This window comes from Streptomyces spongiae (assembly GCF_009377185.1).
Taxonomy (GTDB): domain Bacteria; phylum Actinomycetota; class Actinomycetes; order Streptomycetales; family Streptomycetaceae; genus Streptomyces; species Streptomyces spongiae.
The window spans coordinates 1-13512 of the sequence record NZ_VJZC01000067.1 but is presented as its reverse complement, the minus strand read 5'-3'; the positions used below and the strand labels follow the sequence as shown (position 1 = coordinate 13512).

The following is a 13512-nucleotide window of genomic DNA, read 5'->3' as shown; positions in this document are numbered from 1 at the left end:
GTGACGCTCAAGGACAGGCGCAGAGACGACGGCCCGGAGACGGACTCCTACAAGTACGAAGCTCTGCGGCGGCAGCTCCAGGCCGACATCGCCCGGATGCGGCCCGACGAGGCGCTGCCCACCGAACGGCAGCTCGCCGAGCAGTACCACGTCAGCCGAGCGACCGCCCGGCGTGCGCTCCAGGCCCTGCGCGAGGACGGTCTCGTCCGCAGTGTGCGCGGCGTGGGCACCTTCGTCTCACAGCCGAAGATCACCAAGACGTCGGCGCTCACCTCGTTCTCCGAGGACCTGCGCTCGCGCGGCTACCACCCCAGCGCCGAACTCCTCGCCGCGGAACTGGTCGAGGCCGACCTGCACCATGCCACGGCACTGGGCGTCGATCCCGGTACCGCTCTCCACCGCATCGAACGGCTGCGTCTCGGCGACGACTTCCCCATCTGCCTGGAGACGGTCTACCTCTCCGCCGAGCGCTTCCCCGACCTCGACGAGTCCCTCCTCGAAGGTTCGCTGTCCGAGGTGCTGGAGAACGCCCACGGCGTGCGGGTGGTACGGGCGACCCAGCACATCCGCGCCATGAACGTGACCGGCCGCCAGGCCGGGCTGCTCGGGATCAAGGAGGGTTCCGCCGCCCTGCTCGTACGACGCACGGCGTTCGACGACAAGGGGCATGTCGTGGAGTACGGCGAGTCGTTGTGCCGAGGCGATCTGTACGAGTTCTCGCTGGTGGTGACCCGGGCGGTGTAGGCCACCGCCAGCGACGGATCACCGCGCGACGGTCGGTACGATCACGGGCAGGCGGAAGGGTGACCAGCGTGGCGGCCAGACCCAGGATCAAGGACGTGGCGGAGTACGCGGGCGTCTCGCCCAAGACCGTCTCCAACGTGATCAACAACTTCGAGCACGTCTCGGAGCGGACCCGCGCCGCCGTCCAGGAAGCCATCGACGCCCTCGGTTATCGCGTCAACATCGCCGGACGCCAGCTGCGCCAGGGCCGGGCCGGCATGATCACCCTGGCCGTCCCGGAACTCGACGTGGCGTACTTCGCGGAGCTGGCCAAGCACGTGATGACCGAGGCCGACCTCCGTGGACAGACCGTGCTGCTCCACCAGACCAGGGCCGTGCGCGAACGGGAGCTGGCGGCGCTGCACGGTTTCGACGCGCAGTTCTCCGACGGCGTCATCCTCAGTCCGCTCGCCCTGAACCCACGTGACCTCGCCACCCGCGACCGGCGCCTGCCGGTCGTGCTCCTCGGCGAGCGCCCCGCCGAGGATGGCACCGACCACGTCGGCATCGACAACGTGCGCGCCGCCCGCGAGGCCACCGAGCACCTGCTGTCCCGGGGCCGCCGCCGCATCGCCGTCATCGGCGGCGCCGTCCGCGGCCGACAGGGCACCGACAGCCTGCGAACCGACGGCTACCGCGACGCCCTGAAGGCCGCCGGTCTGCCTTTCGAGACCGACCTGGTGGTGCCGGTGGACGCCTACCACTGGCAGGACGGCGCCCGCGCGGCGGCCGCGCTGATGGAGCGCGCTCCTCGCCCGGACGCCCTGCTGTGCCTCAACGACCACCTGGCCCTGGGCGCGCTCCGGGCGCTGCATGAACAGGGCCGCTCGGTGCCCGGCGACCTGGACGTGGTCGGCTTCGACGACATCGACGCCTCCCGCTTCAGCGTGCCCAGCCTCACCACCGTCGCCCCCGACAAGCAGGAGATCGCCAGGGCCGCCGTTTCCCTGCTGCTGGAACGGATCGACGCCCCGGAGGACGCCGTCGTGCGGGACCATGTGGCCGGGCACCGGATCGTCGTGCGGGAGAGCACCGGAGGCTGACCATCCGGGCGGCGTCACTGCTCCGGCGTCAGTGCCAGCCGAAACGGCGGTCGACCACCGCCGCGAACTCCTCCAGCGTCAGGATCGCGTCCCCGTTCTGGTCGGCGGCGTCGAACAGGGCGGAGGAGGCGTCGATGTCCTCGACCCCCCAGTACGGCAGATCCCCCGATGCGGCCAGCGACGGGCCCTTCGTCCGCAGGGCGATGATTACTTCGTCGCGGGTCAGAATCCCGTTCCTGTCGAGGTCGAGCGCTTCGAAGAGCTTCCGGGCCTTGTCACTCATCACGTCGTCCCCGTCCTTTTCGCCGGCGGGCGGCCCCGCCGCACTCACGGGCGGAACGCCTCGCGTCCCGCCCCGGTTCCCCACCTCCAGTTTCCTCCGTCTCCTCGACAGCGCGCTTCGGAGAACCGTCGGCGACGCGCGCAGGCACCGTGACACCGCGTCGCCGCGTGCTACTCCGTGGTGGCGGAAGCCGTGCGGGTCGGCTTGCCCAGGGCCCAGAAGAGCGCGCCGAGGAGCATGAACCCGGCGAGCGGGACGGCTTCCGTCAGCAGGTACTTCCAGCGTTCGCCGTAACTCCAGCCGTCCGGCGCGTAGTCGGCGCCGAACCAGTGGTCGCCGAGTCCGGGAGCGACCAGCTGCACACTGGCGAACAGGACGAGCAGGGTGAGCACCACACTGATCGTGCGGGGGAAGGGCGCCTTGTACGGGCGGGGGACGTCCGGGGCCTTGCGGCGCAGCACCGCGAGGGCCGGGAAGATGCCGAGGTAGCTGACCAGGGTGGTGGAGACGGCGAGGCCGAGGACGGCGCCGAAGAGCTTGGCGGCACTGCCGTCGGTCAGTTCGTGGGCCAGGACCAGGACGGCGGTGGAGACCACCCCGCTGAGGATGTTGACCCGAACCGGGGTGCCGAACCGGCTGGAGATGACGCCGAGGAACCGGGGCGCGGCGCCGTCGTAGCCGGAGACGGCGAGGGCGCGGTCGGAGCCCATGACCCACGTGACCCCGGAGGACAGCACCGTGAGGATGAACAGGATCGCGGCGAGGTCCCCGAGCAGGCTGCCGGCCCCGCTGAGGGTGGCGGTGCCGTCGGCGGCGACATGACCGCCGTACACCGTGAAGACCTGCCGGATCGCGTCGATGAACCCGCCGAGGCCCGTGACGGCCTTGACCGGCAGGACGAGCAGGATGCCGAGGATCGGCAGCGCGTACAGCACGACGGCGAGGCCGGCGCTGCGGAAGACGGCGAAAGGTACGTCCTTCTGCGCGTCGGTCATCTCGTCGCCGGCGGTGCTGGGCAGCTCGAAACCGACGTAGTTGAACATCAGGACGGGCACCAGGCCGACGAATCCCGCGTACGTCGGGGAGAAGTCACCGATTCCGAATCCGTGCAGACCGTGCTGGACGCCGTACACCACGACGGTGACGGTGAACAGGCCGAGCAGGACGAAACGGCTCCAGGCGCCGATGGTGGGAATCCACTTGCCGATGTCGAAGGAGAGGATCGCGGCGAGCACGCCCACCCAGACGAAGACGAGGGTGAAGGCGTAGAAGGCCGGCGTGCTCAGGTCCTTCCCGTCGTTGAAGAAGGTGGTGAAGGCCGTGACGGCGGAGACGGAGAGCGTGCCGCCCAGCCACACCGGATTGGTGATCCAGTACAGGAAGTTGTTGACGGCACCGGCCAGGCGCCCGAAGGCCCGGCTGGTCCAGATGTAGGGGCCGCCCTCGTCGGGGAACGCGGCTCCGAGTTCGGCGGTCAGCAGCGCGGAGGGCACGAAGAACACGACGGCCAGCACGATGAGCCAGGTGAACGCCTCGGCACCGGACGACGCCACGGTGCCGATGGTGTCCACACCGACGATGGTGCACAGGAGGAAGAAGAGAATGTCGAAACGGCCGAAGTGCTTGCGCAGCTTCTGCCGCTCCGCCACTGCCGCTGCCGGCATGTCGGCCGGCTCGAGGGTTGTCTGGCCAGCGGCCACCGGCAGCTCCTGCGTGCTCGTGGTACGGGTGGGATTCGGCCAATGATCGGCCGCCGCCGCGAACCTCCACAAGCGCTCATGTACAAGTCTTGACCATTGCTTCTCCATATGAATGCCATGGAAACCGCACCGAAGCGCGGAGCCCGATGGCGTCGCCTGTGGCCGAAAAGATTTGGTGCACAGCAGAGAGTCGCGCCCCCGGCTCGTCACGGCAGGTACGGGTGTCGTTCACACAAACTGAACAAACTCCTCGCTCATGAGACGACTCGCCCTGTCCGCGGTGGCCCTCACCGCGCTCACGCTCCCCGTGGCGGCGCCCGCGAACGCCGTGCCCGTGACGCACGGTTTCTACGCCACCAAGACTCCCTACGAGCCGCTGCAGGACGCTCGTTCGTACCAGCACCCCCCGCAGGGCTTCGTCCCGGTCTTCACCGAGACGGTCTCCCGGCACGGCACCCGCGCGTCGACCGACAGCGACGACGGCGATCTGATCCTCGCGCTGTGGGACAAGGCCGCCGCAGACGGCGAACTGACCCCGCTGGGCGAGCACTTCGGGCTGGACGTGCGGTCGCTGGAGGCCGCCATGGCTAAGATCGGATACGGTCAGCTGACCGCGCGCGGCAAGCAGGACATGCAGAACATGGCCGCACGGCTGGAGCAGCGGCTGCCGGAGCTGTTCCGGCGAATCGCGCGGAACGGCGAGAAGATCGACGTCGTCAGCTCCGGCAAGGACCGGGCGGTGGACAGCGGCAACATCTTCGCCACCGCCCTCGGTGACGACGATCCGGCCGTCAAGCCCCTCATCGGCGCCCCCAGGACCGACCCCGACCTGCTGTACTTCCACAAGTCGGCGGGCGGCGCCGCCTACCGTGACTACATCGCGAGCGACCAGCGGCTCGCCAGCACGCTGGCCGAGATCAAGGACCAGCCGGCCACTCAGTGGGCCGCCCGCCGTGTCCTGCTGCGCCTGTTCACCCCGGCTTTCGTCGCCACGCTCGACTCCGCCGACCAGGTCGACGCCGCCGAGGCGGTCTACAACCTGTACGCGGCCGCCCCGGCGCTCTCCGAGGAGGGCACTTGGCACATGGACCGCTACATCGCGCCGCGTGATGCCCGGTGGTTCGCGTACCTGAGCGACGCCGAGGACTTCTACGAGAAGGGCCCGGGCTTCAAGGACAGCGGCATCACCTACGCCATGGCCCAGGTCCTGCTGGACGACTTCTTCGCCAAGCTCGAGGCCGCCCGGTCCGGCACCGGCGACCTCGGCGCCGAACTGCGCTTCACCCACGCCGAGGAGATCATCCCGCTCGCGGTGCTGCTCGGGCTCCCCGGCAGCACGCAGCCGGTCACCGAGGCGCGGCCGTACACGTACGCCGACAACGCGTGGCGGGGCGCGTCGGTGGCGCCGATGGCCGCGAACATCCAGTGGGACCTGTTCCGCAAGGGTGACCACTACCTGGTGCGGATGCTCTACAACGAGAAGGAGACCGCGTTCCGCACCGGCTGCCGCCCGGTGGCGAAGGGCAGCTACTTCTACGACGTGGACGAGCTGGAGCGTTGCTACGGGCGGACGGGGACGCCCACGTCCTGAGCCGACACGGTGGCCGGCCCGAGGAGCAGCTCCCGGGCCGGCCACCGCGGTGTTCTCCCAAGGTTCACAGGTCCGGCTGCCCGGACGCCGGGCGGACGGAGCGGGTGGGGCAGGCGAACGCGGCGGCGTGCAAGTGCCGTAAGTCCGCGGCGTCATGCGGCGGACCCAGGATGGTCGACGCTCCGTCGGCTTCGCCGATCAGGCCGGGTGCGAACTGCCGGGCGGCATCGCAGTGGACCGTTCTCACGGCCCTGTGGGCAAGTCGTTCATGTGCTGTTTCGATGCATGCGCGATACCGATACCCCGGGGCCGATGCGGACCGGGGATCCGGCGCCCGGAACCACCGTGGTCTGTGGTCTCCTGGTGCCGGATCGCACGGCGACGGGCTTTCAACTCCGGGTGGCGTTCTTCTCCATGACGTCGACGTAGTTGAAGATGAAGTGGTCCCTCAAGCCATCGCTTCCCGGGGCGAGGACGTCGGCCGTCAGGCCTTTTGCCCGGTCGGTCAGCCCGCCCAGCAGCGGCATGGATTCGCGCAGCCTGCCGGCGGAGTCGATGTACCGGAGCAACTGGGTGTGGGTGTAGGCGGGCTCGGGTGGCAGGTGCGGCACGATGTCGTTGTTGTTCACGAAGCGGTGGGTGCGCTTGACGAACGCCTTGTCACAGGCGGTGGCCAGTTCCCGGTCGCACACGCGCGGCTGACCGAAGGTGATGATGCCGTCGGCCAGCAGATTCGGCTCCTCGAAGTGCAGCCGCGCACCAGCGAGCATGGCGAGGGCACCTCCGAGGCTGTGCCCGGTGATCCAGACCGTCTGGCCGTTGGTCCGGGACGCCTTGAGGGCTTTCTTGACCTGTGGAAAGACGGAGTTCAGGGCCTCGCCGAAGCCGTAGTGGACGAACCCCTTGTCCGCAGGGCCGGGCCACGGCGGCGTGGTGATGTCCGAGAGCCAGTCCTTGATGTTCACCGGCTCCGTTCCCCGGAACGCGAGGACGATCATGTGGTCGCTCGCCATGCTGTACGCCTGCGTGTCCTGGAGCGGGAAGGGGGGCGTGAACGAGGTGTGGTGGTGATCGACCCGATCGAAGCCCCAGCTCTCGGCCTGGGCCTCGATGGTGGCCTCGTCCTTGTAGGCGAGCTCGGAGGCCCGGCACATCCAGTAGGCGTGCCGCAGGTTGTAGGTCTTCGTCCGGTGATCGATCGGGGCGATGGACATCGCGCTCTCCCGGTGTGGGCGGTTCGGTTCAGGGCAAGGCCACGGAACGGGGCCTTGATCGTCATAGCCGCAATCCACGTGTATGAGATGTGATCGCCGCAAAGATCACTCAGGTGAGTCACCGCCGGCGTCATCGGCGGCACCCGCTCCGTACTCGTCGTCGAAACCGGCATGGGCCCGCACAACGCCGAGACCGTGCTCGCCTCGTCAACAGCGCCCAGGCCCAGGACCTGGCCACCAAGGGCGCCGGCCGCCGGCTGTCTCCACAAGGGCGACCAGGTGGCCACCGTCCCCGACGCCGGGGTGATGTTCACCGGCGATCTGGTCGAGGTCGGGCAGTTCGCGATCTTCCCGTGGTTCCCGCCGCACGACACCGATGTGTCCGGCATCCGCTGGACCGAGGCGATGAAGCGCCTGGTGGCGCAGAACCCCCAGGTGGTCCGTCCCCGGCCATGGCGATGTCGGTGGCGCGCAACTGTTGGCCGACGTCCGCGACTACCTGCAGCTGCTGCGCGAGGAGTCCTGGCGGCGCCGGGTCCCGGCCTTGAGCGAGGAGACGATCGTCGAGGAGGTCAGGGCGCTGATGATCGAGCGCCATCCGGAGTGGGCCGGTCAGGAGTGGATCGACCGCGGCGTCGGCTGCCTGTGCGCCGAACGCGGCGCATGGCGGCGCCTCCGCCCCCGTCCGTGATGAACGGCGGAAGGAGTCCAGGACCTCGGTGATGCCCTGACCGTCCTGACCGCCTCTGGCGCGCCGTGGCGACGCGACCTCTCGCGATCCCTCCTCGGGAGGCATCCCTCACCTCGCTAGCGAAACGCTTGAGTTTCGCTAGCGGAGTGTCTAGTCTCTGATTCTTGAGTACGAAACCGTTTCGTTTCGCAGGCTCTCGATTCTGATCACGACTGGAGTGCGCCCGATGGCCCAGACAGCTGCAGCGCCGGATTCGGCGCCGCTCACGAAGACCGGAGCTCGGCCCGAGGAGGCCGGGTCCCGTCACCGGTGGTGGATCCTTGCCGTGATCGGGATCGCGCAGTTGATGGTCACGCTGGACGCGACCATCGTGAACATCGCCCTGCCCTCCGCCCAGGCCGACCTCGGTTTCTCCGACGGTGACCGGACCTGGATCGTCACCGCGTACTCACTCGCCTTCGGCAGCCTGCTGCTGCTCGGCGGCCGGATAGCGGACCTCTTCGGCCGCAAGCTCGCGTTCCTGGTGGGGGTGGGCGGCTTCGCCGTGGCCTCGGCCGTGGCCGGTGCCGCCGCCAATTTCGAGATGCTGGTCGCGGGCCGTGCCCTCCAGGGCGTCTTCGGGGCGCTGCTCGCCCCCGCCGCACTCTCCTTGCTGACGACCACGTTCACCGACGCCAAGGAACGGGCCAAGGCATTCGGCATCTTCGGTGCCATCGCCGGTTCCGGCGCGGCCGTCGGCCTGCTGCTGGGCGGGGTCCTCACCGAGTACTTGGACTGGCGCTGGACCCTCTACGTCAACCTCGTCCTCGCGGTCGTCCCGCTCGCCGGCGGCTGGCTGCTGCTCAAGCGGGCCGCTCGCGAACGCGGTGCCAAGCTCGACATCCCCGGCACGATCCTGGTCACCGCCGGTCTCTTCGCCATCGTCTACGGCTTCTCGATGGCCGAGTCCCACGACTGGAGCTCACCCCGGTCCTGGGCCTTCCTCGCCGCCGGTGGCGTCCTGCTCGCGGTGTTCACCTGGTGGCAGACCAAGGCATCGCACCCGCTGCTGCCGCTTCGCGTGCTGCTGGACCGCAACCGCGGCGCGTCCTTCGCGGTCATGCTGATCTCCAGTGCCGGAATGTTCGGCGTGTTCCTGTTCCTGACCTACTACCTGCAGCTCAACCTCGGTTTCTCGGCCATTCGGACCGGCCTGGCCTTCCTCCCGATGGTCGGCGTCCTGATGGTGGCCGCCACCCTGTCGACCAGTGTTCTGATGTCGCGCATCGGACCGAAGGTCGTGGTCCCGCTCGGCATGGCCCTCGGCGCCGTCGGCATGGTGTGGCTGACCCGCCTCGGTCAGGACAGCACCTACGCCGCCGACGTCCTGCCCGCCCTGCTGGTCACCGGCATCGGCCTCGGCCTGGTCATGGCCCCGGCCATGAGCCTGGCAACCAGTGGCGTGGCCGCCGACGACGCGGGAGTGGCGTCGGCCTCCGTCAACACCATGCAGCAGATCGGCGGCTCCATCGGTACGGCCCTGCTGAACACCCTGGCCGCCAGTGCCGCCACGTCCTACCTGGAGGGCAAGGACGTGACCAGCAAGGTCGTCCAGGCGCAGGCCGCGCTGGAGTCGTACTCCACCGCCTACTGGTGGTCGGCCGCCTTCTTCGCGGCCGGGGCGCTGATCACGCTGTTGCTCTACCGGCGCGGTGTCCCGGCGGTCGACGCCGACGCCGCCCCCACAGTCCACATGTGAGCGGCATGTGGTGACTCAGGCCCGCCTGTGGGGACGGGTAGGGGCGGCGGGGGCGACACAAACCCCTGGACGCCCCGAAACCGTGGTGTCCGGTGCGGTGGTGTCCAGTGCTCGATGGCGTCGGAAGTCCGGGAAGAGCAGGAGCAGGGCGAGCGCCGTCGCGAGGGTAAGGACGCCGCCACCGGTGACCGCCCACGTGGCGCCGAAGGCGGCGCCGGCCGTGCCGTGCACGAGATCCCCCAACCGCGGCCCGCCCGCGGCCACCACGGTGTCGATGCCCTGGAGACGGCCACGCATCTCGTCCGCCACGGCGGACTGCAGGACGGTTCGGCGGAAGACACCCAGCGCGAGGAGCGCCCCGCCCGCCAGGAACAGCCACCCCACTGCCGCGGCCGGCGAGCGGGACAGCCCGAACCCCGCGACGGCCAGGCCCCACAGGCCCACCGAAGCCGCGACCGCGATGCCGTGGCGGCCGACGCGCGTGAAGGTCCCGGAGAACAGTGCCGCCAGCACGCCACCGGCCGAGAGGGCGGCGTACAGAACTCCGATGTTCGACGCGCCGAACGTCTCCCTCGACAGCTGCGGGAAGAGTGCCGTGGGCAGTCCCAGGAACAGGGCGGCGAAGTCGCAGACGTAGACCAGTAGCAGCACCTGATGCCGCGTCACGAGACGTACACCGTCGACGATCTGCCGGATTCCCGCGCGCCGTCCGTGCCCGCCGCTGCCGGCCGGAGGAAGGGGCGGCAGCCGCCAAACGGCCCACGCGGTCGCGCAGACGGCCACGGCATCCGCCAGATACAAGGTCTGGCTGCCCACGACCGGGAGCAGGAAGCCGGCCAGCAGCGGACCGGCGATCCCGGCGGACAGCACGACCATCGACTGCAACGCGTTGGCGGCGGGCAGCAGTTCAGGTGCGACCAGGCGAGGAACCACGGCCCTGCTCACCGCCGTGTTGGCGCCGAACAGGGCCTGCTGCACGCCGACCAGCAGGAGCAGCACACCGACCGACCGCAGGTGCGCCCATGTCTGCGCCCACAGCAGCAGCGACGTCACGCCGATGCCGATCGTGGTCGCCAGCAGTACGCGGCGCCGGTCCCGTACGTCGGCGAGCGCGCCTGCCCACAGAGCCGCCGTCGCCATCGGGGCGAAGCCCACCAGCCCGGCCAGCCCGACGTAGGACGAGGAACCGGTGAGGCCGTAGATCTGCAGCGGCACGGCGACCGCCGTCAACTGGGCCCCCAGAGAGGTCACGACGGCGGCCGCCCACAGCCGCCGGAAGTCGCCCACGTGCAGCGGCCGTACGTCGACCAGCACCCTCGTTCGTCGCATGAACCGAGGGTGCGGGCTCCCCTTGGGGCAAGGTCAACGAGAGGTTCACTCGCTCCCCGGCCGGAGGCGAAGGGTGAGGATCTGGAAGGGGCGCAGCCTCAAGTGGACCGCCCCTCCGACGATCTGATGGCTCGTCGTGTCGTCGAGGGGGCGTTCCAGGAGGTCGGTGGCCGTGGCGGACGCGAGAGGGAAGCCGGTGCCGAGGATGGCGCGGGTGCGGACGCCGAGGGCCTCGTAGAGGCGGACGACGACATCGCCCGACCGGTCGTCGGCGAGCTTCACGGCCTCGACGACCACCCCCTCGTGGTCGACCGAGACCAGGGGAGCGACAGGCGTGCTGCCCGGCAGCGCGCGCTCGGGGAGGTTGAGGTGGTAGCCCTCGCGGACCGCGTCGTCGATGCCGGCGCCCACCACCAGGGCATAGCGGAGCCGGTGGGTGCCCTGGTCGGCGTCCGGGTCGGGGAAGCGGGAGGCGCGCAGCAGGGAGAGACGGACCGTCGTGGTGGTGCCTCCGTCGGGACGGACGTCGCGGGTGACGTCATGGCCGTACGTCGAGTCGTTGACCAGCGCCACGCCCCAGTCGCGTTCGCCGACGTGCAGGAAGCGGTGGGCGCAGATCTCGAACTTGGCCGCGTCCCAGCTGGTGTTGGTGTGGGTGGGTCGCTCGACGTGCCCGAAGGGGATCTCGGCGGAGGAATGGGCGGCGCGCACATCCAGCGGGAAGGCGGCCTTGAGGAGTTTCTCGCGCTCCTGCCAGTCGACGACGGTGTCGATCACGAGCCGCCGGGAGCCCGCGGCCAGCGTCAGGGTCTGTTCGATCCGCGAGGCGCCGAAGGCGCGGACGACGCGGATCCCGTCCTCGAAGGCCGTGACCGATTCGGCCTCGGTGAGGTCGCGGACGTTGTTGCGGTAGAAGGCGTCGATGTCCCACGCGTCCCACTGGTTGGGGAAGTCCTGATGCAGTTGCAGCAGGTTCGCGGCGGTACCCGGCGGCAGCGCCTCGCGGTCGGCGGTCACGTCGTAGGCGGAGGTGACCAGGCCGCGGCCGTCGACGGTCACCCGGAGCAGGCCGTTGTCCAGGACGAAGCCGTCGCCGTCCCGGACAGGCGGTACGGGTGTGTCGGCGGACTCGGTGCGCAAGGCGGCGCCCAGCGCGGGGACGCCGTCGCGTCCGTGCGGCGCGGCGTTGAAGACGACCGTGCCCCCCGCGGACCCACCGGGCCCGGCGAGAGCGCGCTGTGCGTCCCCGACGATCCGTTCCAGCTCCTGGGCGACGACGGCGTACGTCTCCTCCGCCTCGCGGTGCACCCAGGCGATCGAGGTGCCCGGCAGGATGTCGTGGAACTGGTGCAGCAGGACGGTCTTCCACAGCCGGTCCAGAGCCTCGTACGGATACGGGTGCCCGTGGCGCACGGCGGCGGTGGCGGCCCACAACTCGGCCTCGCGCAGCAGGTGTTCGCTGCGCCGGTTGCCCTGCTTGGTGGCGAGCTGGCTGGTCAGGGTGCCGCGGTGGAACTCCAGGTACAGCTCGCCGGACCACACGGGGGCGCCGCCGTTCGCCTCGTACTCCGAGTGGGCGCGGGCGAAGAAGGTGGCGGGCCGCTCCATCGTGACCCGGGCCGAGCCCTCCAGATCGGCCAGCCGGGCGGCGCGGGCCAGCATCTCGCGGGTGGGGCCGCCGCCGCCGTCGCCGTAACCGAAGGGGATGAGGGAGTGGTTGGCGGAGCCCTTGTCCTGGAAGTTGCGCACGCTGTGGGCGATGTCGGCGCCGGAGAGGTCGCCGTTGTAGCTGTCGACGGGCGGGAAGTGGCTGAAGATCCGGGTACCGTCGACGCCCTCCCACCAGAAGGTGTGGTGCGGGAACTTGTTGGTGGTGTTCCAGGAGATCTTCTGGGTGAGGAACCAGCGCACTCCGGCCAGCTTCATCAACTGGGGCAGCGCCGCGTTGTAGCCGAAGGTGTCCGGCAGCCACATCTCCTCGGTCTCGACGCCGAACTCCTCCAGGTAGAACCGCTTGCCGTGGACGAACTGCCGGACCAGCGACTCGCCGCCCGTGAGGTTCGTGTCGGGCTCCACCCACAGACTGCCCGTGGGCAGGAACTGGCCGGTCTTCGCCTTCTCCTGGGCGCGGGCGTAGACCTCGGGCCGGTGCTCCTTCAGCCAGGCGAGCTGCTGGGCCTGGGACATCACGAAGCGGAACTCCGGGTGGTCGTCCATCAGTTGGGTGACGTTGGAGACGGTCCGGGCGACCTTGCGCACCGTTTCCCGCAGTGGCCACAGCCAGGCCGTGTCGATGTGGGCGTGACCGACCGCGGAGACCCTGTGCGCGCTCGCGGTCGCGGGCGCCGCGAGGGCCGGGACAAGGGCCTTGCGTGCCGCGGCGGCGGTGCCGGCGATGTCCTGAAGGTCGACCGCGTCCAGGGCGCGGTCGACCGCCCGCAGGATCTGCCAGCGGCGCGGGGAGTCCACCGGCAGTTCGTGCATCAGCTCGCCGAGGACGTCGAGGTCCTGGACGAGTTCGTGGACGTCGCGGTCGAAGACGGCGAGGTCCAACCGCCGCAGCCGGTACAGGGGTTCACCCCGGTCGGCCGACGGGTCGTCCAGCCAGGGCGCCCGCCCGCCGACCGCTGTGGGACCGAAGGTCAGATGGCCAGGGGCGGTGTGCATGACGACCGGGTTGGCGGCGGCCTCGATGTACCGCACGAACTCCTCTCCGCCGCCTGCCGATTCGGCCACCGGCAGCCAGATGTTGCGCGGGTTGAGCGCCTTCACCGCGGTGCCGTCGGCCCGGTAGACCAGGCCCTCGGCGGAGAAGCCGGCGGAGTGGGTGGAGAACCCGAGGTCGAGCACGGCCTCGACGGGCAGTCCCGTCCAGTCCTGGGGGATCGTGCCGCTGACCCGGAACCAGCTCGTCGACCAGGCGGGGCCCCATCGGTCGCCGACCCGCGCCGGACGGTAGGGGGCGGTCAGACCGTCCTGGACCGGTACGGGCTCACCGGGGACGTTCCACAAATCGACCTGAAGTGGGACCGACCGGGCGTGGACGGCCGGCCGTATGCGCTCGTTCAGCACCCGGGCGAGCCGCTGCTCGGAGACTTCACGGTCGTTGTGCATGGGGGTTCATCTCCGGGGGGTGGCGG

General features: G+C 70.1%; 10 protein-coding genes. 5 read left to right on the top strand and 5 right to left on the bottom strand.

Annotated elements, in window-relative coordinates:
* Positions 1–744 (top strand): GntR family transcriptional regulator, encoded by a 744-nt coding sequence (locus FNH08_RS12800; protein ID WP_152771596.1) that lies wholly within the window; start codon positions 1–3, stop codon positions 742–744.
* Positions 745–812: 68 nt separating this feature from the next.
* Positions 813–1826 (top strand): LacI family DNA-binding transcriptional regulator, encoded by a 1014-nt coding sequence (locus tag FNH08_RS12795; protein WP_322724368.1) that lies wholly within the window; start codon positions 813–815, stop codon positions 1824–1826.
* Positions 1827–1854: 28 nt separating this feature from the next.
* Here FNH08_RS12795 and FNH08_RS12790 read toward each other — a convergent pair whose 3' ends face one another.
* Positions 1855–2109, bottom strand: a complete 255-nt coding sequence (locus FNH08_RS12790; RefSeq protein ID WP_152771595.1) for an EF-hand domain-containing protein — start codon at positions 2107–2109, stop codon at positions 1855–1857.
* 170 nt (positions 2110–2279) lie between these two features.
* Positions 2280–3773, bottom strand: a complete 1494-nt coding sequence (locus FNH08_RS12785; RefSeq protein ID WP_152771594.1) for an APC family permease — start codon at positions 3771–3773, stop codon at positions 2280–2282.
* A 292-nt stretch (positions 3774–4065) separates the two neighbouring features.
* On the opposite strand from FNH08_RS12785, the gene FNH08_RS12780 reads away from it, so the two are divergent.
* Positions 4066–5400, top strand: a complete 1335-nt coding sequence (locus FNH08_RS12780) for a histidine-type phosphatase (RefSeq protein ID WP_152771593.1) — start codon at positions 4066–4068, stop codon at positions 5398–5400.
* Positions 5401–5789: 389 nt separating this feature from the next.
* Here the strand turns inward: FNH08_RS12780 and FNH08_RS12770 are convergent, their stop codons facing one another.
* Complete coding sequence (locus FNH08_RS12770) at positions 5790–6614, bottom strand: lipase family protein (RefSeq protein ID WP_152771592.1); 825 nt, start codon at positions 6612–6614, stop codon at positions 5790–5792.
* 478 nt (positions 6615–7092) lie between these two features.
* Between FNH08_RS12770 and FNH08_RS51810 the strand changes: the two genes are divergently transcribed.
* Complete coding sequence (locus tag FNH08_RS51810; protein WP_228034078.1) at positions 7093–7305, top strand: hypothetical protein; 213 nt, start codon at positions 7093–7095, stop codon at positions 7303–7305.
* A 226-nt stretch (positions 7306–7531) separates the two neighbouring features.
* Complete coding sequence (locus FNH08_RS12760; RefSeq protein ID WP_152771591.1) at positions 7532–9043, top strand: MFS transporter; 1512 nt, start codon at positions 7532–7534, stop codon at positions 9041–9043.
* A 15-nt stretch (positions 9044–9058) separates the two neighbouring features.
* On the opposite strand, the gene FNH08_RS12755 is transcribed toward FNH08_RS12760, so the two are convergent.
* Positions 9059–10372 carry an MFS transporter gene (locus FNH08_RS12755; protein ID WP_152771590.1) on the bottom strand — a complete coding sequence of 438 codons (1314 nt, stop codon included), beginning with the start codon at positions 10370–10372 and terminating at the stop codon, positions 9059–9061.
* A 45-nt stretch (positions 10373–10417) separates the two neighbouring features.
* Complete coding sequence (locus FNH08_RS12750; RefSeq protein WP_152771589.1) at positions 10418–13486, bottom strand: alpha-mannosidase; 3069 nt, start codon at positions 13484–13486, stop codon at positions 10418–10420.
* Positions 13487–13512 lie beyond the last annotated feature (26 nt).

What these genes read in the sequence shown, in the direction of transcription:
- FNH08_RS12790 (WP_152771595.1), bottom strand. Translation starts at nt 2,109, where the DNA reads ATGAGTGACAAGGCCCGGAAGCTCTTCGAAGCGCTCGACCTCGACAGG.
- FNH08_RS12785 (WP_152771594.1), bottom strand. Translation starts at nt 3,773, where the DNA reads ATGCCGGCAGCGGCAGTGGCGGAGCGGCAGAAGCTGCGCAAGCACTTC.
- FNH08_RS12780 (WP_152771593.1), top strand. Translation starts at nt 4,066, where the DNA reads ATGAGACGACTCGCCCTGTCCGCGGTGGCCCTCACCGCGCTCACGCTC.
- FNH08_RS12770 (WP_152771592.1), bottom strand. Translation starts at nt 6,614, where the DNA reads ATGTCCATCGCCCCGATCGATCACCGGACGAAGACCTACAACCTGCGG.
- FNH08_RS12760 (WP_152771591.1), top strand. Translation starts at nt 7,532, where the DNA reads ATGGCCCAGACAGCTGCAGCGCCGGATTCGGCGCCGCTCACGAAGACC.
- FNH08_RS12755 (WP_152771590.1), bottom strand. Translation starts at nt 10,372, where the DNA reads ATGCGACGAACGAGGGTGCTGGTCGACGTACGGCCGCTGCACGTGGGC.
- FNH08_RS12750 (WP_152771589.1), bottom strand. Translation starts at nt 13,486, where the DNA reads ATGCACAACGACCGTGAAGTCTCCGAGCAGCGGCTCGCCCGGGTGCTG.